We start from the raw sequence: 18787 nt of genomic DNA, 5'->3' as shown, positions 1-18787 counted from the left end.
TGATCAGGGATGCGAATATTACGGTGAACTGATCCAAAGCCCGGGTTGTCGCGGCGGCAGGCAAGCGCTTCGCGACCTTGTCATCAACGCTCATTAATAGGTAGTGCCGCATGATGAATGGCGCCGAGTCGCTAGTCAGGACCCTGCTCGCATCCAACGTGGATGTCTGTTTCGCCAATCCGGGCACGTCGGAAATGCATTTCGTGGCCGCGCTCGACCGGGTGCCGGGCATGCGATGCGTGCTCGGGCTGTTCGAAGGCGTCGTCACGGGTGCGGCCGACGGCTATGCGCGCATGGCTGGCCGGCCCGCCTCGACGCTGCTGCACCTGGGACCCGGCCTGACCAACGGCATGGCGAACCTGCACAATGCGCGCAAGGCCCGGTCATCCATCGTCAACATCGTCGGCGAGCACGCCAGCGATCATTTGCAGCATGAAAGCCCGCTGCGCAGCGATGTGCCGGCTGCCGCGGCGCTGGCATCCGACTGGTGGCGGGTCGGCCGCGCCGGACAGCAGATCGCCCAGGACGCGGCGGATGCCGTTACCGCCGCCCGCAGCCGGGACGGACAGATCGCCACGCTGATTCTTCCCGCCGATACTGCATGGAGCCCGGGCGGCACGCCGGTCGCCGCATCCGCGCCGCCGCCCCTGGTCCAGGCCACGGCTGAAGCCATGCGGCGGGCGGTGAAGGCCATGCGTGCGGGCAAGCGCTGCGCGTTGCTGGTCACCGGCCGGGCCCTCGAAGAGGCCGGCCTCGAAGTGGTCGCGCGACTGGCGGCTGCCGGCATCCGGGTGATGAGTTCGCAATCGAATCGCCGCTTCGCCCGCGGCCGGGGGCGGCTGGTCGTCCCGCGTGTACCGTTCGCGGTCGACCAGGCGGTCGCCGCGCTGGCCGGATTGGAGGTACTGATTCTCGTGGGCAGCCATCCGCCCGCCGCATTCTTCGGCTATCCCGGCAAGCCCCGGATGCAGACGCCGCCCGAATGCGAGATCCAGTCGCTGGTCGAACCGGGCGGCGACGTGCTGCATGCGCTGGCGTGGCTGGCGGACGAGTTGGGATTGCCGCGCACGGCGCAGCCGGTCCCCATGGCCGATGCGCCGGCATTGCCTGCCGCCGACCGGCTCGATGCCGATACGGTCATGCAGACCATGGCCGCTCTGCTCCCGGAGCAAGCCATCCTGTGCGACGAGTCCGTGTCGTCCGGCCGCTCCCTTTTCCGGTTTACGGATGGCGCGGCGCCGCACGACTACCTGCAGATTACGGGCGGGGCGATAGGCTCCGGACTGCCCATGGCGACCGGGGCGAGCGTTGCCTGCCCGGACAGGAAGGTCGTCTGCTTCGAAGGGGACGGCAGCGGGATGTATACGCTCCAGGCGCTGTGGACGCAGGCGCGCGAGCGGCTGGACGTAGTGACCATCATCCTGGCCAATCGCAGCTACCGGATACTGCAGGGGGAGTTGAAAGGCGTGGGCATCGAGCAGCCCGGCGAGCAGGCGCGCCGGATGCTCGATCTTGCTGCTCCCGAGCTCGACTGGGTGGCGCTCGCCAACGGTCAAGGTGTCGAAGCCGTCGCCGTGGAGACGGTGACCGAACTGGCCGATGCGTTCCGCGGCGCATGCGCGCGGCGCGGGCCGTTCCTTATCGAAGCCCGTATTCCCTGACCCCGGGGAAGGCGCAGCATCCGCAACCGCGGACTGCGCCGGCGGCATCGTTGCCGCGCCCCGGCCGACGTCAATAGAGAACGACCGAACGGATCGACTGCCCGCTCTTCATGAGGTCGAAGCCCTCGTTGATGCGTTCCAGCGGGAGGGTATGCGTGATGAGTTCGTCGATTTTGATCTTGCCGTCCATGTACCAGTCGACGATGGTGGGCACGTCGGTACGCCCGCGGGCGCCGCCGAAGGCCGAGCCTTTCCATTCGCGGCCGGTGACGAGCTGGAACGGGCGAGTGGCGATCTCCTGGCCGGCGGCGGCCACGCCGATAATGAAGGATTGGCCCCAGCCCTTGTGGCAGCACTCGAGCGCCTGGCGCATGGTGGTGGTGTTGCCTATGCACTCGAAGCTGTAGTCGGCCCCGCCGTCGGTGAGCTGGACGATGTGGTCGACCACGTTCTCGACGTTCTTGGGGTTGACGAAGTGGGTCATGCCGAACTGGCGGCCCAGGGCTTCGCGCTCAGGGTTGATGTCGATACCGATGATCTTGTCGGCGCCGACCATCTTGGCCCCCTGGATCACGTTCAGGCCGATGCCGCCCAGGCCGAAGACCACCACGTTGGCCCCGGCCTCGACCTTGGCGCTGAACACCACGGCGCCCACGCCGGTGGTGACGCCGCAGCCGATGTAGCAGGCCTTGTCGAAGGGGGCGTCTTCGCGGATCTTGGCCACCGCGATCTCGGGCACCACGATGTAGTTGGAGAACGTGGAGGTGCCCATGTAGTGGTGGATAGGCTTGCCGTCGAGCGAGAAGCGGCTGGTGCCGTCCGGCATCAGGCCCTTGCCCTGGGTGGTGCGGATGGCCTGGCACAGGTTGGTCTTGCGCGACAGGCAGAACTTGCACTGGCGGCACTCGGGCGTGTAGAGGGGGATGACGTGGTCCCCCTTCTTGAGGGTGGTCACGCCCGCGCCGGTGTCGACGACGATGCCGGCGCCCTCGTGGCCGAGGATGGCAGGGAAGATGCCTTCGGGGTCGGCGCCCGATAGCGTGTAGTAGTCGGTGTGGCAAATGCCGGTGGCCTTGACCTCGATCAGCACCTCGCCGGCGCGCGGGCCTTCCAGGTCCACTTCTTCGATGGTCAGGGGCGCGCCTGCCTTCCAGGCGATTGCGGCTTTCGTCTTCATGTGGGGGGGCTCCTTGGCAATCGTGGGTCTCGCCCGGGATTGTAGTGCGGCGGGCCGCGGGTGACGATCCGGCAAATACTCCTCAAGTCAGCGGCGTTCCTGCCGTCAACGTCATGAGTCGTTGTCGATTATAAGAACCATGCGCAAGAATCTGCCCATTACTTCGCTCGAGCGGTTCGTCGAGAAAAACCGTCCAGTGGTCACTACCACCGACCTGAAGGGGCGCATCACCTATGCCAACCCCGCGTTCATCGAAGTCAGCGGGTTCTCGCGCGACGAGCTCATCGGGCAGCCGCACAACATCGTCCGCCATCCCGACATGCCGCCGGAGGCCTTCGCCGATCTCTGGGAGACGCTCAAGCGCGGGCAGCCGTGGCGTGCGCTGGTCAAGAATCGCTGCAAGGACGGCGGTTTCTATTGGGTCGAGGCCTATGTCACGCCGTTGACCGAGAACGGCCGGCCCGTCGGCTACATGTCGGTGCGCAACGCTCCCGACCGGGACGAGGTGGCCGCCGCCCAGGCCCTGTATGCCGAGGTGGCACAGGGCAAGGCGACGTTTCCCGCGACGCCCCGCCCGCGCTGGTGGCACCATCCCACCCCCTGGGGGGCGGGCGTGGCGGTCGTGGCCCTGGGGGCGGTCCTGGGCGAATGGCTGTTGCCGCACTGGGGCTGGATGCTCGCCCAGGCCGGAGCGGTCGGCGCCGCGGTCGCGGTCTGGCGGCTGCGGGTCGCCGGTCCCCTGCGCCGCATCGAGAAAACGCTGGCGGCCATAGGCGAAGGGACCCTGTCTGTCCCTATCGAGGGGCGCCATCAGTTCGACCTCGGCGGATTGCCCATGCGCGTCGAGTCGACGCGCATCCACCTGCGCTCAACGCTGTGCGACGTGCTGCAGGTCGCCCGGGAGGTCGAAGCCAGCGCCGCCCGCGTCGACGGCGAAATCGCCTCGATCCGCAAAGTGATCGACGAGCAGCGCGACCGCCTCGGGCGCATTGCCTCGGCCGTCGAGCAGATGAGCGTGGCCATCCGCGAAGCGTCGCAGCACACCAGCACGGCACTGTCGCTGTCCGAGTCCGCGCTGAACGAGGTCGATACGGCGGAAGCCAAGATAGGCGACTCGGTGCGGGGAACGCATTCGGTGGCCGAAGCCGTCGGCCGCACGAACGAACAGATCGGTTCGTTGCACGACCTGGTATCGACCATTTCGGGCGTCACCCAGGCCATCAGTGAGATCGCCAGCCAGACCCGGCTGCTGTCGCTGAACGCGGCCATCGAAGCCGCCCGCGCCGGCGAGAACGGCCGGGGCTTCGGCGTAGTGGCCGAAGAAGTCCGGACCTTGTCCGACCGCACGGCCGGCAGCACCGGAGACATCGGGCACGCGCTCGAAGCGATTACCCGGTTCGCGACCGAAACGTCGGCTTCCATGCAGCAGGCCGTGACCTCGGTCCAGTACAGCGGCGAGCAGATCCGCGAAAGCGCGGGGTTCTTCGAACGGGTGCGCCGTTCTTCGTCGCTGGTGGTCGAACGCGCGCGCAACATCGCCGGCATGCTGCAGCAGCAGTCTTCCGCATCCAAGGAAGTGGCGGAAAGCATGGAGGGCATTTCCGGCGAGGTGGAACGCACTTCCGACTCGGTCGCATCCCTGGCCCAGGCCACCGATGTGCTCAAGAGCACCGTCGGCGACATGCGGCAATCGCTGGCGCGCTACGAAACCTCGCTCTACCACTGAGGCAGGCCGGCCCACGGAACCGTTATGCTCTAGCCTGTCCGAAATACGTCACAGGCAGAGGGAGTCAGCGTTGCTGCACGGGTGCGAGCAAACCGGTCCGGTCACGGATCGTCGGGAAATGACGGTTTTCCGCAGGCAATGGCGGTCATTTTCGCGGAACGCGGCGGTGGCGCTCCTGGCGGTCCTGGTGTCCACGGCGGCATGGGCACAGGGCTTGCCGCCGGAGTTGTCGGCCGCCTGGGCCGCCACCGGCCTGCCCGAGAGCTCGCTGTCGGTCGTCGTCGAGCGGGTGGACGGCCCGCGCATGGTGTCGGTCAACGCCGACCAGCCGCGCAATCCTGCCTCGGTCATGAAGCTGGTGACGACCTTCGCCGCCCTCGACAGCCTGGGGCCGGCGTACGTCTGGCGCACCCAGCTGCTCGTGGATCCGGGCACGACCGTTGCTGCCGACGGCACGCTGTCCGGACCGCTGTACCTGCGGGCCAGCGGGGATCCCTTGTTCAAGCTCGAAGACCTTTGGCAATTGCTGCGGGAACTGCGGCTGCGCGGCGTGCGCAAGATTCCGGAACTCGTGGTGGACCGCTCGGTGTTCGGGCCGGTTGCCATCGACCCCGGCGCTTTCGATGGGGATGCCTCGCGGCCCTACAACGCCAGTCCTGATGCCTGGATGGTGGGGTTCGGTGCCGTCCGCCTGCTATTCACGCCGGACCCGCGCGCCCGCCGGTGGCGGGTGACGCTCGATCCGCCCGTGCCTGGCGTCGAGGTCGACGGTACCGTCAAGTGGTCCGACGCCCTGTGTCCCGGCCCGCCGTCGGTCGGAACCGAACCGTTCCTGACTTCGTCGGGTGTCTCGCTACGGCTGACGGGCACGGTGTCGGGCGGCTGCGGCGAGTTCAGCATCTACCGGCTGGCCTTGTCCCAGCCGCGGCATGCCGAGGCTGTTTTCCGTGTGCTCTGGCAGGAAATGGGAGGCAGCGTTACCGGCCGGATCCGTCCGGGCAGCGTGCCGGGGGACGCGGTGCTGTTCGTCACCCACGATTCGCCGCCGCTGGTGGAAGTCGTCCGCCATATCAACAAATTCAGCAATAACGTCATGGCGCGCATGTTGCTGCTGTCTCTGGGCGCCAACTATGAACCGGGGCCGGCAACGGTCGATAGCGGCGGCCGGGCGGTGGAAAGCATCCTGGCCGGCCGCGGCCTGCGTTTCCCCGAGCTCGTGGTGGACAACGGCTCGGGATTGTCGCGCGACGGCAGGGTTTCCGCCGATAGCCTGGCGCGGCTTCTGGCCGCGGCCTGGCGCTCGCCGGTGATGCCGGAGTTCGTCTCGTCGCTGGCCATCTCCGGCGTCGACGGGACCGTGCGGCGGCGCCTGCGCGATTCCGAGGCCGCGGGACTGGCCCATTTGAAGAGCGGGTCGCTGCGCGACGTGCGGGCACTGGCCGGATACGTCCTGTCGGCCAGCGGCCATCGCTATTTGGTGGTCAGCGTGGTGAACGACGAGCGGGCGCAACAGGCGAACGGTTTCAACGACAAACTGATCGATTGGCTGTCCGCCCAGTGATGCAGCAGTGATGCAGGATGCAAGAACCCGGTTGCAGGTGTTACCCGATGCTGCCCGCCCGACCGAAGGGTTTCGATATGCGAGGGCGACTGCTATGATCGGTCCGTCCAACCGAAAAACAACGCAGGGAGCGCAAGCATGAATACCAGCAACGCAGGCAAAGAAAAACTTCTCTCCGACGTGAAGGTCGTGCTGAACGACGCGGAAGACCTGCTCAAGCAAGCTGCCTCCAGCACCGGCGACCGCGCCGTGGAGCTGCGCGAGCGTGCGCTGACTTCGCTGAAGCGTGCGCGCGAGAAGCTGCTCGACGTCCAGGACTCCATGCTGGAGCGCAGCAAGGCCGCCGCCCGGGCGACCGACGATTTCGTGCACGACAACCCGTGGCGCGCCATCGGTATTGCGGCGGCGGTCGGCTTTCTCGCCGGCCTCCTGGTCAACAACCGTCGCTGATCGCACGGCGTGTCCGAGTCGCCGCACCTGCTGAGCTCGCTGCGCACGCTGGCTGCCACCTGTGTCGGCATCCTTCGCACGCGGCTCGAGCTCGTCGCCATCGAGCTGGCCGAGGAAAAGTCGCGGCTGATGGGTATGCTGCTGGTCGCGCTGGCAGCCCTGTTGTGCCTGACGCTCGGCCTGATGATGTTCTCGTTCCTGATCGTGGTGGTGTTCTGGGATACCGAGTACCGCCATCTCGCCATTGCGTTGGTCGGTGCGGCCTACCTGCTGGTGGGGCTGGTCATGCTGTTCATGGTCCGCCGGCAGGCTTCGCACGCGCCGATCGCCTTTGACGACACGCTGGCCGAACTCCAGCGCGACCGGGACATGCTGGCCGCGGTAGCCGATGCCGACCGAGGAGGAGACCGCTCATGAGCCGCGGCCGCCACACCGACATGCAGGCGCGCAAGGAACTGTTGCTCGCCCGCTCCTCCATAGAGCGGATGGAGCTGGCTGCACATGTCCATCGCATCAAGGCGGCGGCTGCGCCCAGTGCCATGCTCAAGTCGGTCTTGCCGCGCCTGGGCGGCGCGGGCGGCGTGACGACCGCCATGCGCGCGTGGCGCATGCTGCGGCGTTATCCCATCGTATCGTCGGCGGTGCCAATGCTGCTCGCCCGCGTTCGCGGGCGCGGTATTTTCAAGCTGCTCAAGCTGGGGGGCGTTGCCGTCGCCGCTTACCAGGGGTACAAGCTCTGGCGCGCGTTCAAGCAGGACGACCGCCCACCGCGGAGCGGCAGTCCGCGCTAGATACGCGTACGGCATGGCGGCGCGCGCCGCCAGAGGCCGACCGCCCTGCCGTTCTCAATCGAGACCCAGTTCCTTCCACAGGCCATCCACCCGCTTTTTCACATTGGCGTCCATGACGATGGGCCGGCCCCATTCCCGGTCGGTTTCGCCTGGCCACTTGTTGGTGGCGTCCAGCCCCATCTTGCCGCCCAACCCCGATACCGGGGAGGCGAAGTCCAGGTAATCGATGGGCGTGCGGTCCGCCAGGACGGTATCGCGAACCGGATCCATGCGCGTGGTAATGGCCCACACCACGTCCTGCCAGTTGCGTATGTCGATGTCTTCGTCCACCACCACGATGAACTTGGTGTACATGAACTGGCGCAATACGCTCCAAATGCCGAACATGACCCGCTTGGCATGGCCAGGGTATTGCTTACGCATCGAGACGATGGCCATCCGGTAGCTGCAGCCTTCGGGCGGCAGGTAGAAATCCACGATTTCGGGCAACTGCCGCCGCAGCAGCGGCGTGAACACTTCGTTCAAGGCCACCCCCAGCACGGCCGGCTCGTCGGGCGGCTTGCCGGTATAGGTGGAGTGATAGATAGGGTCGCGCCGCATGGTGATGCGCTCGACGGTGAATACCGGGAACCAGTCTTGTTCGTTGTAGTACCCGGTGTGGTCCCCGTAGGGGCCTTCCAGGGCCATTTCGTAGCCGTTGTCGGGCGGGGGCGCGACGCCAGGCGCGGCTTGCCGCGCTTGGGCGCGCGGATCGGATAGCGGCAGCAGGTGGCCTTCGAGCACCATCTCGGCGGATGCCGGGACGGTCAGGGTGCTGCCCAGGCAGCGCGTGACCTCGGTGCGGCCGCCTCGCAGCAGTCCGGCGAACTGGAACTCGGACAGCGCGTCGGGCACCGGCGTGACGGCTCCCAGGATGGTGGCCGGGTCGGCTCCCAGCGCGACGGCAACCGGAAAGGGCTGGCCGGGATGCGCCAGCATGTGGTCCCGGAAATCGAGCGCGCCGCCGCGATGCGACAGCCAGCGCATGATGAGTTTATTGCGTCCCAGGGGCTGCTGCCGGTAGATGCCCAGGTTCTGCCGCTTGCGGTTGGGACCGCGGGTCACGACCAGTCCCCATGACAGCAGCGGCGCGACGTCCCCCGGCCAGCAGTGCTGGATAGGCAGCCGGCCCAGATCCACCTCGTCGCCTTCGAGCACGACCTCCTGGCACGCGGCGCCCCGCACTTCGCGCGGAGCCATGTCCCAAAGCGCCGACTTCAGCATCGCGACTTTGCCCAGCGCGTCCCGCAACCCGCGCGGCGGCTCCGGTTCGCGCAGCGAAGCCAGCAACTCGCCTACTTCGCGCAGCGCCCCGACGTCCTCGGCGCCCATGCCCAGTGCGACGCGACGGGCCGTTCCAAACAGATTGGCGAGCACGGGCATGTCGGCCTTGCCCCGCCCGGGCTGCAAGACATTCTCGAATAGCAGGGCAGGCCCGCCCGACCTTAGTACGCGGTCGCTGATCTCGGTAATTTCGAGGTGGGTCGATACCGCGGTAGAGATGCGCTTGAGTTCGCCCCGGGTTTCGAGCTGGCGAAGGAAGTCTCGGAGGTCGCGGTATTTCACTTGCACGGCACCTATTCGGGGAACACGAGGGGACGCCAATTTAACCCGGCTCGCCGCGGTACGCCGGCGGCCGAGCAGGGTTTTGCTCTGGCGGGACGGCGGCGATCGGACGCGCCGGCAGCCGTGAAATAGGGCAGATTTTACCCATGTTTCAGGTTGTGACGCGATCTCCGTGGTAGTACGCGCTTACTTTTCCTGATGTTTCCGCATACAGTCACATCATCGCCAATAGAAAATGGCAATAATGGGGGCTTCCCAGGGAATGCACCAAAATGGTGAGGAATTACGGTTGACCTGTCCAAACCGCATTCCTACAATCCGGGCACTTTCAGCGTAGACCCGCGTTGTGTCCAGGATGCCCCTGGCTGTCCTTGAGGACGGACCAAACCACCGGGTTGATTCAACGGGCTATCGGGCGCCCACCATACTGGAGTTCTCTTTCTGGCGCAAACGCGCCGTCCGCCCGAAACAGGCATGGTCCCGAGCTATCTCTGCGATAGCGATCATGCAGGTGTGCCGCTCGTCGTCCTGACGGTGGCGCGATGTACAGCCAAGCAGGTCGTGGCCTGACGTCCGGAGTGGTTTTCCACACAGTCGCCGGATGCGGATTTTTTGTGGCCCGCCGATGCAAGGAGGTAAGCATGCCCGACGCGCAGTCGCGTTCGTCGCTCAAGCAGGCTGCCGCTCATGTCCGAGAGGGTATGGCGAAGTGGTCTCGCTCAATGATTGGTTATGGTAGTTTGGCCGTGCTGGTGGCGGCCGTCGTTGCTGTGTCCGTGCCCCAGTCGCGCACGCAAATCCTTCAACTCCGCGATGCCCTGGTCGGCGTCGAGGCGGCGCAGGCCGAGCCCTTGGCCCAGACAGAGGCCGCCGCTCCGGCCGAGCTCGACAGCGAACCGGCCGGCTCTGTCCCGGCGGCCTCGCCGGTGCCGGCCAAGTCTGCCGTACTGAAGACCCAGGTCCATTCCCACAGCCACACGGTTGCCTTCCTGGGGTCCATGGGCGATGGCCAGGTCGCGCGCAAGCTGCCGGTGGTCAAGGTGTCCGCGGTGCAGACCGAGTCGCTCGGCCGCTACATCGCCCGTAAGTACCGGGTGTCGAACGAAGCCACCCGCATGCTGATCTCTACCGCGTACGGGGTGGGCCAGGAAATGGGGCTGGACCCGCTTCTGTTGCTGGCCATCATTGCCATCGAGTCGAGCTTCAACCCGTTCGCGGAAAGCCACGTGGGCGCCCAAGGCCTGATGCAGGTGCTGACGCGTGTCCATAGCGAAAGATTCGAACCTTTCGGCGGCGACCAAGCCGCCTGGAACCCGGTCGCCAACATTCGCGTCGGCGCTTCCATCCTGAAGGAATACATCGAGCGCGGCGGTTCGCTGGCGGCGGGCCTGCGGATGTACGTGGGCGTAGGGCCGGATGGGTCCAGTCCCTATGGCGACAAGGTGCTGGCCGAACGCCGCCGCCTTGCTTCGGCCGCCGGCCTGCCTCCGGACCTGCCGGGTTATGCGCCAGCCGCTCCCGCCGCCGCGGAGCGCTCGGCCAAGGCCCAGCCTATTCCTACCCAACCATCCGAGGCGGTATCGGTGAAGAGCCCGGATCCGGACGCCCCGGCTGTCATGTAGCCGTACCGAGCAGCTTGCTCATCCGCGCCACGGCTTCCTGCAGCCTGGCGAGGTCCGTGGCATACGAAAAGCGCACGTAGGACCCAGTGTCCGCGGCGCCGAAATCCAGGCCGGGCACCACGCACACGCCGGCTTCGTGCAGCAGCCGGGTGGCGAAGCTGGCGCTGTCCGGCGCATGCGCGCTTACATCACTATATATATAGAAGGCCCCGTCCGGCTTGACCGGAACGCGCAGGCCCAGGCGCTCGAACTCGGGTAGCAGGTAATCGCGCCGCTGCCGGAACGCTTCGCGGCGCGCCTCGAAAATCTCCAGCGATTCCCGGTCAAAGCAGGCCACCGCCGCGTGCTGCGCGAGCGTGGAAGGACAGATCACGAGGTTCTGGGCCAGTTTCTCGAAGGCGGAGACCAGCTGCGGCGGGACGACCAGCCAGCCCAGGCGCCAACCGGTCATGTGGAAGTACTTGGAGAAACTGTTGACGATGACCAGGTCGTCGCCGAGCGCCAATGCGGAGCGCCGGTCGCCTTCGTAGCTCAGGCCGAGATAGATCTCGTCGACAATGACGAAGCCCTGGCGGCGCCGTACTTCCTCGGCCAGCTCGGCCAAGGCAGTGGGTGCGATCGAGGTCCCCGTCGGATTGCTGGGCGACGCCACCACGACCCCGGCAGTACGGGGGGTCCAGTGCCGCCGTACGTGTTCGGCGGCGAGCTGGAAGCGATCTGCCGGCCCGGCCGGGACGAGCACGGGTTCGCCGCCCGCCGCGGTGACGATGTGGCGGTTGGCAGGGTAGGTGGGATCGGGCATCAGCACCTGGGCCCCCGTGTCGATCAGTGCCGCGCAGGCCAGCAGCAGTGCGCCCGACGCGCCGGCAGTGACGATGATGCGGGAGGGGTCGACGCCGACGCCGAAGCGGGTCTGGTAGAAACCGGCAATGGCTTCGCGCAGTGGCGCGATGCCCACGGCTTCCGTGTACTGGGTCCGGCCCTCGCGCGCGGTGCGCTCCAGTGCCTCGACCACGGCCGGGATGGCGGTGAAGTCGGGCTCTCCTATGCTCATCTGCACGATGTCCCGTCCGGCGGCCTGCAGCGCCGCGGCCTGTTTGACGACTTCCATGGCATAGAACGGGGCGATGCGGGCAACGCGGGGCGAGAGGCGTAGCATGGGATACGAACCGGAGTGAAAGAGGCAGGCAGCGAAGGCGGCGGCGCCAGAGGCTCCATATTAGTGCGTATCGCCTGCAGACTGCAGGCGCGGCCGGGTGGGCAAGTGGCCATGCTTGCGCACCAGGCCGCTACAATGGCCGCATGCCACGCTCGATTTGCTTCCGGTTGCACCGTGCCCGCCAGCGGCGGCAGGGGGCGACGCCTTTGTCCTTGGCGTCCCCGGGGTGCCAGCCGGACCGCTCGCGATGAAACCAGGCCGCCGCGCGTTCCTACTCCCCGGCATGCTGTCCGATGCGCCGTGGCCGGCGTTTTGCCAGCGGCTGGCCCGCGTGGCGAAAGGCCCGGTGCACGACGAGACGGCGGAGCCCGGGGTGCCGGGCAGGGCACGGCTGGTCGTGGGCCGCGAGGAAGACGTCTACCACGCCGCCGCGCTGTGCCGTGAACTGGGTGTCCTCTTGGTCCAGCCGGGCGCGCGCGAAGCCGCATTGCCCGTGGATCGCGACTGGCTGCGGCTCGATCTTTCCCGGCTTGCCGCCATCGAAATGCTGGATGAGCGCCGCGGCCTGGCCGTGGTGCAGGCCGGATGCCCCATGGGGGAATTGCACGATCGCCTGGCAGGCACTTCCTGGCGCTGGCACGCGGCCGACGATCAGGAACTGGTTGGAGAATGGCTGATGCGTACCCGCGGCTGGTTGCCCGGGCGCTGCGCGGACTCGGGGCTGGACGCCGCCCTCGTGCTGCTGGCCGACGGCTCGTTCGAGCAATTCGGCCCGTTCGGGGCCGATTCCACCCAGCCTCTGCGCTCCGCCGCAGGCAGCCGGCTGGTGTCCGAGTTGTTCCAGCTGGCGGGCGATCCGGCCATGGCGTCCATGCTGGAGGAGCCGGCCTGGCCGGCGGGATACCGCCTCGACGCGCTGTCGCCGCGCGTGGGCCCGGAGGGCGTGACGCCGGTCCCCAATCCCGCGCATTTCCTGCTGGGCAGCGAAGGCACGCTGGCGTGGCCCGCCCGGTTCCGGCTGCGGCTGCGGGATGCCGGGATCGCGCCGCCCGCGCTGTCGCTGGCGGCTCGGGAAGCCGGCGGCGCGGGGCGGGAGACTCCCGCCGACCGGCTCGATGCCTTCGTCAAGGCTACGTTCGACGCAGGGGGCGTTTTCCCCTCGTCGGTTGTGTAACCCGTGCCGGGAGCGGATAATCCGACCCTCGCATAACTTTGTGTGACCCCCACCGGGGCGTTATTTTTCAATGGCTCAACCCCTCGATCCCAACTTGCGCAAGGCCGCCCTCGAATATCACGAGTCCGGCCGTCCGGGCAAGATTTCCATTGCTCCGACCAAGCAACTCGTCAACCAGCGCGATCTGGCGCTGGCCTATTCTCCGGGGGTAGCCGCGGCCTGCGAGGCCATCGTCGACGACCCCGCGGCGGCGTTCCGCTATACCGCGCGGGGCAACCTGGTGGGGGTGATTTCCAACGGCACCGCGGTGCTGGGCCTGGGCGCGATCGGCGCGCTGGCCTCCAAGCCGGTCATGGAAGGCAAGGCCGTCCTGTTCAAGAAATTCGCCGGCATCGACGTCTTCGACATCGAGGTCAACGAAACCGACCCGGAAAAACTGGTCGATATCATTGCCGCGCTCGAGCCGACCTTCGGCGGCATCAACCTCGAGGACATCAAGGCGCCCGAGTGCTTCGTGGTCGAGCGCAAGGCGCGCGAGCGCATGAATATCCCCGTATTCCACGACGACCAGCACGGCACGGCGATCACGGTGGCGGCCGCCTTCCTGAACGGGCTGGCGGTGGTCGGCAAGAAGATCAATGAAGTCAAGCTCGTGACCTCAGGCGCCGGCGCAGCGGCGCTGGCCTGCCTGAACCTGCTGGTCGACCTGGGCGTGCCCGCCGACAACATCTGGGTGACCGACATCGACGGCGTCGTCTGGAAGGGCCGCGCCACGCTGATGGACCCCGACAAGGAACGCTACGCCAAGGAGACCGACAAGCGTACCCTGGCCGAAGTGATAGAAGGCGCGGACGTGTTCCTCGGCCTGTCGGCCGGCGGCGTGCTCAAGCCGGAGATGGTCGCTGCGATGGCCAAGCGGCCGCTGATCCTCGCGCTCGCCAATCCCACGCCGGAAGTGCTGCCCGAGGTGGTCAAGTCCGTGCGGGACGACGCCGTCATCGCGACGGGGCGTTCGGACTACCCGAACCAGGTCAACAACGTGCTGTGCTTCCCGTACATCTTCCGCGGGGCGCTGGACGTGGGTGCCACCACGATCACGCGCGAAATGGAAATCGCGGCGGTGCACGCCATTGCCGAGCTCGCGCGCCAGGAGCAAAGCGAAATCGTGGCGGCCGCCTACGATGTGTCGGACCTTTCCTTCGGTCCCGAGTACCTGATTCCCAAGCCGTTCGACCCGCGCCTGATCGTGCGGATCGCGCCTGCGGTGGCTCGCGCCGCCATGGATTCGGGCGTGGCCACGCGGCCGATCGTCGACATGGACGCCTATGTCGAGCAGCTCCAGCAGTTCGTTTACCACTCGGGTGCATTCATGCGTCCGTTGTACGGCGCCGCGCGCCGCACCGTGCGCGACGGCGGCAAGGCGCGGATCGTCTACACCGAGGGTGAGGACGAGCGCGTGCTGCGCGCGGTGCAGGCCGTGGTCGACGATGGCTTGGCCAAGCCCATCCTGGTGGGCCGGCCGGCCGTGCTGGCCAAGCGTATCGAGAAGCTCGGCCTGCGGCTGCGCCTGGGCCAGGACGTCGAAGTGACGAACACCGAGTTCGACGAGCGCCACCGCAATTACTCCCAGGCGTACTGGGAGATGACCAAGCGCAAGGGCATCACGAAGGAATACGCCAAGATCGAAATGCGGCGGCGCCTGACGCTGATCGGTGCGATGATGGTGCACCAGGGCGACGCCGACGGCATGATCTGCGGCACCGTGGGTCCGTACGGCAACCACCTGCAATTCATCGACGAGGTCATCGGCCGCAGTCCCAATGCCAAGGTGTATGCCGCGATGAACTTCCTCGTGCTGCCGCAGCGCACGGTGGTGTTGGTGGATACCCACGTGAACGAGAACCCGACCGCCGATCAGCTCGCAGAGATCACGATCATGGCGGCCGAGGAAATGAAGCGCCTGGGCGTGGAGCCCAAGGCGGCGCTGCTGTCGCACTCCAATTTCGGTTCCAGCAACGCATCGTCCGCGGTGAAGATGCGGGAAGCGCTGGCATTGATCCAGGAACGCGCGCCGTGGCTGGAAGTCGACGGCGAAATGCACGGCGACTGCGCCATCGACGAGGCGATCCGCCATCGGATCATGCCCGACAGCGCGTTGAAGGGCGAGGCCAACCTGCTGGTGTGCCCCACCATCGAGTCGGCCAACATTTCCTACAACCTGCTCAAGACGGCGGCCGGCAACAATGTGGCCATCGGTCCCATCCTGCTCGGCTGCAAGGCGCCCGTCCACATCCTCACCGCGAGTTCCACGGTCCGGCGCATCATCAACATGACGGCGCTGACCGTCATGGACGCCAACGCTTCCCGGATGGATGCAGGCGGCGGGCGCTGATCCTTCCCCGGAACCCTCGCGCGGGGTCTCCTCCCTGCCGGTGCTGCGGCCAGCCAGCACCGGCCTCGTGCTCGCTGGCGGCGGCGCCCGCGCCGCCTACCAGGTGGGCGTGCTCAAGGCCATCGTCCGTATCCTGAGCGACCGCCCCGGCGGTCTTTCCGCCAACCCTTTCCACATCCTGTGCGGCACGTCCGCCGGCGCCATCAATGCCGCCGTACTGGCGTGCGGCGCCGATCGTCTCGCCACGACGGTCGAACACATGCTGCAGGTCTGGGAGAACTTCCACGCCGAACAGGTCTACCGCACCGATACGCTGGAGGGCTTGCGCGGCAATGGCGGATGGATGTCCATGCTGTCGTTCGGGTTGACGCTGGCACGCGTCGGACGCAAGAAGCGGCCCTCGCTGCTGGATAATCAGCCCTTGGGCGAGCTGCTGCGCGGCGTGCTCGATTTCCACCGCCTGGGCGCCAACCTCGCCGATGGCGTGGTGCAGGCACTGGCCATCGCCGCCACCGGCTATACATCGGGCCAGCACATCACCTTTTATCAATCGGCCTACGAGATCGAGCCGTGGCGCCGCTCGCTCCGGATTGCGGTGCGGGCCGACATCGGCGTCGAACACCTGCTGGCGTCCAGTGCGATTCCTTTTGTCTTTCCCGCGCGCAGGCTGCTCGTGCACGGCGAGCCCGAGTGGTGCGGCGACGGCTCCATGCGGCAACTGGCGCCCATCAGCCCGGCGATCCACTTGGGAGCCGGGCGGGTGCTGGTGATAGGCGGAGGCCGCGCGGAAGCCGATCCGGACCGGCGGGCCGGCGCCGCCACTTATCCCACGCTGGCCCAGATCGGCGGTCACGCGCTCTCCAATATTTTTCTGGATAGCCTGGATGCCGACATCGAGCGCCTCCAGCGCATCAATCAGACCTTGTCGCGCCTGTCCCCGGAAGAACGCTGGCGCGGCCCGTTGCGGCCGGTCAAGGTGCTCTCGATCTCGCCCAGCCAGAGACTGGACGAGATCGCCGGCCGTCATCTGGCCAGCCTGCCCGGCGCCATGCGGGCGTTGCTGCGCAGCATGGGCGTCTCGTCCGGGCCGGATGGGATGACGGGCGCGGCCCTGGCCTCTTATTTGTTGTTCGAGCCGGGATACACCCGTGAGTTGATCGCCCTCGGGTTTGGCGATACGCTCATCCGCAGCGCGGAAGTGCTTGCGTTCTTCCGCACCGACGAGGAATGACGATGTTTTGCAGGAATATTTCAAAATCCCTGCGTGCCTGGTCCGCCGGCCGCCTGATGGTGGCCTGGCTGGCTGGGGGCCTGCTGGCCATGGTGCTGGGTGCTGCCGCTTGTGCCAAGGGCGAAGCCGGAACGGTGTCGGTGCGCGACCTGCCGCCCGAGGCCCGGCAAGTGCTGGCCCAGATCAAGTCGGGCCACCGGTTTACGCATCCCCGGGACGGCGTGACGTTTTATAACCGGGAGCGGCTTCTGCCGCTGCGTCCTCGTGGGTACTATACCGAGTACACGGTGCCCACCCCCGGGGCCCGCAATCGCGGGGCCAGGCGCATCGTCGCCGGCCAGGGCGACACCGGCGATCCGGCCACCAGCGGCGAATATTGGTATACGTCCGATCACTATGCGTCCTTCCGGCGCATACGGGAGTGATCCATGTCCTTGAACTCGAGAACCTTGAGCGAGTGCCTCCAGTCCGGGGGCGCCGTGCATGGCCAGGGTATCGATACGCAGGCCCTCAGGCGTGCTGCCGAGGGCCTGAAGCTGGCCGTGTTCGAAGTGGATTGTTCGCGCGCCAAGAGCAAATCGGCCGTGCTGCGAGCGATCGCCAACGCCCTCGACTTCCCGGAACATTTCGGCGGCAATCTCGATGCGCTGTACGACAGCCTGTGCGATGCGGTCCTGGATCAGAAGGTCGGCATGGTACTGGCGCTGCGCCAGCTGCACCAGGACGACCCCGGCCTGGCCGAACACGCGCCGGCCATTGCGCAGGTAGGCGAGGACGTGGTCGAGTTCGCGCGCGAGAACGGCAAGACCTTCGCGTTCGTTCTCGACAGGGCCGACGGCGCAGCTGCGCCGGCCCGGCCATCTTCCGCCAGCTGACAACCGGCTGGCGCAACCAGGAGGAGTCCCCGATGAAGCACCGTGTGGGTTTCGCGTTGTTGGCGGCGTCCTTGGCCAGCGCTCCGGCGCTCGCCGATCTGTCCATCCCCATGTCGACTGTCGACGCCCAGGGCAAGGGGCGCGACATAGGTACCGTCACGGTGACGGAAACCGCCTATGGCCTGGTCTTCAGGCCGGCGCTCACGGGCTTGCCGCCGGGCCAGCATGGCTTCCATGTGCACGCCAATCCCAGCTGCGATCCCGGCCAGCAGGATGGCAAGCCCGTGGCCGCGCTGGCGGCGGGCGGACACTACGATCCCAAGAAAACCGGCAAGCATGGCGAGCCGTGGGATGACGGCGCCCACTTGGGCGACCTCCCCGCGCTGTACGTCGATGCCGAAGGGAAGGCGAACTACCCTGTGCTGGCGCCGAGGCTGAAAAGCCTGTCCGACATCAAGGGACGGGCGCTGATGGTGCACCAGGGCGGGGACAACCACGCCGACCATCCCGCGCCGCTGGGCGGCGGCGGCGCGCGGACCGCCTGCGGCGTCATCCAATAGGCCGGGACGCCCGTCGAACGAGCGTCAGACCCAGCCGAGCTTGGCGCTGAGCGCGGAGATCAGCGCGGTGCCCGCTGTCTCGGTGCGCAGGATGCGGTCGCCGAAGCGGACCATGCGCACGCCGTAGCGACGGGCCAGCGCGTATTCCGCGTCGGACCAGCCGCCTTCGGGACCCACCAGCAGCTCCAGGGCGGCGGGCGCGGCGGGCAGGGCGGCGGCCCAGTCGGTCAGCCGCGTCTCGGCATCCGGGTCGCACAGCAGCCGCACGGCACCATCGGCGGCGGGGCGGTCCAGCCATTGCTGGAGCGTGAGCGGCGCGGCGACCTCGGGAATGCGGTTGCGTCCGCATTGCTCGCATGCGGCCACCGCGACCCGCCGCCAGTGCTGCAGCCGTTTCTCCAGCCGCTCTCCCGACAGCCGGAGCACGCTGCGGGCCGCCGCGAGGGGCTGCACGGCCGCGGCGCCTACCTCGACCGCTTTTTCGACCACCCAGTCCATCTTGTCGCCGGACGGGATGGCCTGCGCCAGCACGATGCGTCCCGGAAGCTCGGCCTCGCGAGGATCGTGCGGGCCGAGCACGGCATAGCCTTGCTTGCCGGCGATCTCCAGGACGGCCGGATACTGGCCGCCCCGCCCGTCGAACACGACCAGCCCTGCTCCCGCTTGCAGGCGTAATACGCGCAGCGCATGATGGGCGATGGAATCGGGCAGCGCCACACGGGCGCCGGCGGACAGCGGAAGGTCGACGTGGAAGCGGGGAAGCGGCATGGTGCGTGAGCGATGTAACTTTTGACTAGCGCCGG

At 67.3% G+C, this 18787-nt stretch carries 17 protein-coding genes; 13 read left to right on the top strand and 4 right to left on the bottom strand.

Going from position 1 to position 18787, the window contains the following annotated elements:
• The first annotated feature begins 113 nt into the window (after positions 1 to 113).
• Positions 114 to 1661 (top strand): acetolactate synthase large subunit, encoded by a 1548-nt coding sequence (locus QHC78_RS03615; RefSeq protein WP_319742742.1) that lies wholly within the window; start codon positions 114 to 116, stop codon positions 1659 to 1661.
• Positions 1662 to 1731: 70 nt separating this feature from the next.
• Here QHC78_RS03615 and QHC78_RS03610 read toward each other — a convergent pair whose 3' ends face one another.
• Positions 1732 to 2838: an S-(hydroxymethyl)glutathione dehydrogenase/class III alcohol dehydrogenase gene (locus tag QHC78_RS03610; RefSeq protein WP_319742490.1), complete on the bottom strand. Its 1107-nt coding sequence runs from the start codon at positions 2836 to 2838 to the stop codon at positions 1732 to 1734.
• Between the two features lie 139 nt (positions 2839 to 2977).
• Here QHC78_RS03610 and QHC78_RS03605 point away from each other — a divergent pair, with 139 nt between their 5' ends.
• The 5 genes from QHC78_RS03605 to QHC78_RS03585 all read left to right on the top strand — a co-directional run bounded on the left by QHC78_RS03605 (position 2978) and on the right by QHC78_RS03585 (position 7366).
• Positions 2978 to 4564 carry a methyl-accepting chemotaxis protein gene (locus QHC78_RS03605; RefSeq protein ID WP_319742489.1) on the top strand — a complete coding sequence of 529 codons (1587 nt, stop codon included), beginning with the start codon at positions 2978 to 2980 and terminating at the stop codon, positions 4562 to 4564.
• A gap of 118 nt (positions 4565 to 4682) precedes the next feature.
• Positions 4683 to 6125, top strand: coding sequence for a D-alanyl-D-alanine carboxypeptidase/D-alanyl-D-alanine endopeptidase (gene dacB, locus QHC78_RS03600; RefSeq protein WP_413816402.1), 1443 nt, complete (start codon positions 4683 to 4685; stop codon positions 6123 to 6125).
• 138 nt (positions 6126 to 6263) lie between these two features.
• Positions 6264 to 6575 (top strand): ElaB/YgaM/YqjD family protein, encoded by a 312-nt coding sequence (locus QHC78_RS03595; RefSeq protein WP_319742487.1) that lies wholly within the window; start codon positions 6264 to 6266, stop codon positions 6573 to 6575.
• A gap of 9 nt (positions 6576 to 6584) precedes the next feature.
• A complete protein-coding gene (locus QHC78_RS03590) occupies positions 6585 to 6992 on the top strand; it encodes a phage holin family protein (RefSeq protein WP_319742486.1) in 408 nt (135 codons plus the stop codon).
• Complete coding sequence (locus QHC78_RS03585) at positions 6989 to 7366, top strand: hypothetical protein (protein ID WP_319742485.1); 378 nt, start codon at positions 6989 to 6991, stop codon at positions 7364 to 7366. The genes QHC78_RS03590 and QHC78_RS03585 overlap by 4 nt, the downstream gene beginning before the upstream one ends.
• Before the next feature lie 54 nt (positions 7367 to 7420).
• Here QHC78_RS03585 and QHC78_RS03580 read toward each other — a convergent pair whose 3' ends face one another.
• Positions 7421 to 8971, bottom strand: a complete 1551-nt coding sequence (locus QHC78_RS03580) for a UbiD family decarboxylase (RefSeq protein WP_319742741.1) — start codon at positions 8969 to 8971, stop codon at positions 7421 to 7423.
• A gap of 641 nt (positions 8972 to 9612) precedes the next feature.
• Between QHC78_RS03580 and QHC78_RS03575 the strand changes: the two genes are divergently transcribed.
• On the top strand, positions 9613 to 10593 hold the full coding sequence (locus QHC78_RS03575) for a lytic transglycosylase domain-containing protein (RefSeq protein ID WP_319742484.1): 981 nt from the start codon (positions 9613 to 9615) through the stop codon (positions 10591 to 10593).
• On the opposite strand, the gene QHC78_RS03570 is transcribed toward QHC78_RS03575, so the two are convergent.
• Positions 10586 to 11752, bottom strand: a complete 1167-nt coding sequence (locus tag QHC78_RS03570) for a pyridoxal phosphate-dependent aminotransferase (protein WP_319742483.1) — start codon at positions 11750 to 11752, stop codon at positions 10586 to 10588. The genes QHC78_RS03575 and QHC78_RS03570 overlap by 8 nt on opposite strands.
• Positions 11753 to 11999: 247 nt before the next feature.
• Between QHC78_RS03570 and QHC78_RS03565 the strand changes: the two genes are divergently transcribed.
• The 6 genes from QHC78_RS03565 to sodC all read left to right on the top strand — a co-directional run bounded on the left by QHC78_RS03565 (position 12000) and on the right by sodC (position 17984).
• Positions 12000 to 12926, top strand: a complete 927-nt coding sequence (locus QHC78_RS03565; protein WP_319742482.1) for an FAD-binding protein — start codon at positions 12000 to 12002, stop codon at positions 12924 to 12926.
• Between the two features lie 70 nt (positions 12927 to 12996).
• Positions 12997 to 15318, top strand: coding sequence for an NADP-dependent malic enzyme (locus QHC78_RS03560; RefSeq protein WP_319742481.1), 2322 nt, complete (start codon positions 12997 to 12999; stop codon positions 15316 to 15318).
• On the top strand, positions 15299 to 16549 hold the full coding sequence (locus tag QHC78_RS03555) for a patatin-like phospholipase family protein (protein WP_413816401.1): 1251 nt from the start codon (positions 15299 to 15301) through the stop codon (positions 16547 to 16549). Before QHC78_RS03560 ends, QHC78_RS03555 begins: the two co-directional genes overlap by 20 nt.
• A 2-nt stretch (positions 16550 to 16551) precedes the next feature.
• A complete protein-coding gene (locus tag QHC78_RS03550; RefSeq protein ID WP_319742479.1) occupies positions 16552 to 16974 on the top strand; it encodes a guanyl-specific ribonuclease in 423 nt (140 codons plus the stop codon).
• Positions 16975 to 16977: 3 nt separating this feature from the next.
• The gene (locus QHC78_RS03545) at positions 16978 to 17424 is read left to right on the top strand and encodes a barstar family protein (protein ID WP_319742478.1); all 447 of its coding nucleotides are present in this window, start codon (positions 16978 to 16980) and stop codon (positions 17422 to 17424) included.
• A gap of 32 nt (positions 17425 to 17456) precedes the next feature.
• The gene (gene sodC, locus QHC78_RS03540; protein WP_319742477.1) at positions 17457 to 17984 is read left to right on the top strand and encodes a superoxide dismutase [Cu-Zn] SodC; all 528 of its coding nucleotides are present in this window, start codon (positions 17457 to 17459) and stop codon (positions 17982 to 17984) included.
• Between the two features lie 24 nt (positions 17985 to 18008).
• Here sodC and QHC78_RS03535 read toward each other — a convergent pair whose 3' ends face one another.
• On the bottom strand, positions 18009 to 18752 hold the full coding sequence (locus QHC78_RS03535; protein WP_319742476.1) for a 16S rRNA (uracil(1498)-N(3))-methyltransferase: 744 nt from the start codon (positions 18750 to 18752) through the stop codon (positions 18009 to 18011).
• Between the last annotated feature and the right edge of the window lie 35 nt (positions 18753 to 18787).

This window comes from Pigmentiphaga sp. (assembly GCF_033795525.1).
Lineage (GTDB): Bacteria > Pseudomonadota > Gammaproteobacteria > Burkholderiales > Burkholderiaceae_B > Pigmentiphaga.
This window is presented reverse-complemented; position numbering and strand designations above follow the sequence as displayed.

Excerpts from the sequence above, each read along its gene's own strand:
- QHC78_RS03545 (WP_319742478.1), top strand. The coding sequence starts at position 16,978 with ATGTCCTTGAACTCGAGAACCTTGAGCGAGTGCCTCCAGTCCGGGGGC.
- QHC78_RS03570 (WP_319742483.1), bottom strand. The coding sequence starts at position 11,752 with ATGCTACGCCTCTCGCCCCGCGTTGCCCGCATCGCCCCGTTCTATGCC.
- dacB (WP_413816402.1), top strand. The coding sequence starts at position 4,683 with ATGACGGTTTTCCGCAGGCAATGGCGGTCATTTTCGCGGAACGCGGCG.
- QHC78_RS03615 (WP_319742742.1), top strand. The coding sequence starts at position 114 with ATGAATGGCGCCGAGTCGCTAGTCAGGACCCTGCTCGCATCCAACGTG.
- QHC78_RS03610 (WP_319742490.1), bottom strand. The coding sequence starts at position 2,838 with ATGAAGACGAAAGCCGCAATCGCCTGGAAGGCAGGCGCGCCCCTGACC.
- QHC78_RS03555 (WP_413816401.1), top strand. The coding sequence starts at position 15,299 with ATGCAGGCGGCGGGCGCTGATCCTTCCCCGGAACCCTCGCGCGGGGTC.
- sodC (WP_319742477.1), top strand. The coding sequence starts at position 17,457 with ATGAAGCACCGTGTGGGTTTCGCGTTGTTGGCGGCGTCCTTGGCCAGC.
- QHC78_RS03575 (WP_319742484.1), top strand. The coding sequence starts at position 9,613 with ATGCCCGACGCGCAGTCGCGTTCGTCGCTCAAGCAGGCTGCCGCTCAT.
- QHC78_RS03585 (WP_319742485.1), top strand. The coding sequence starts at position 6,989 with ATGAGCCGCGGCCGCCACACCGACATGCAGGCGCGCAAGGAACTGTTG.
- QHC78_RS03605 (WP_319742489.1), top strand. The coding sequence starts at position 2,978 with ATGCGCAAGAATCTGCCCATTACTTCGCTCGAGCGGTTCGTCGAGAAA.
- QHC78_RS03560 (WP_319742481.1), top strand. The coding sequence starts at position 12,997 with ATGGCTCAACCCCTCGATCCCAACTTGCGCAAGGCCGCCCTCGAATAT.
- QHC78_RS03595 (WP_319742487.1), top strand. The coding sequence starts at position 6,264 with ATGAATACCAGCAACGCAGGCAAAGAAAAACTTCTCTCCGACGTGAAG.
- QHC78_RS03550 (WP_319742479.1), top strand. The coding sequence starts at position 16,552 with ATGTTTTGCAGGAATATTTCAAAATCCCTGCGTGCCTGGTCCGCCGGC.
- QHC78_RS03565 (WP_319742482.1), top strand. The coding sequence starts at position 12,000 with ATGAAACCAGGCCGCCGCGCGTTCCTACTCCCCGGCATGCTGTCCGAT.
- QHC78_RS03535 (WP_319742476.1), bottom strand. The coding sequence starts at position 18,752 with ATGCCGCTTCCCCGCTTCCACGTCGACCTTCCGCTGTCCGCCGGCGCC.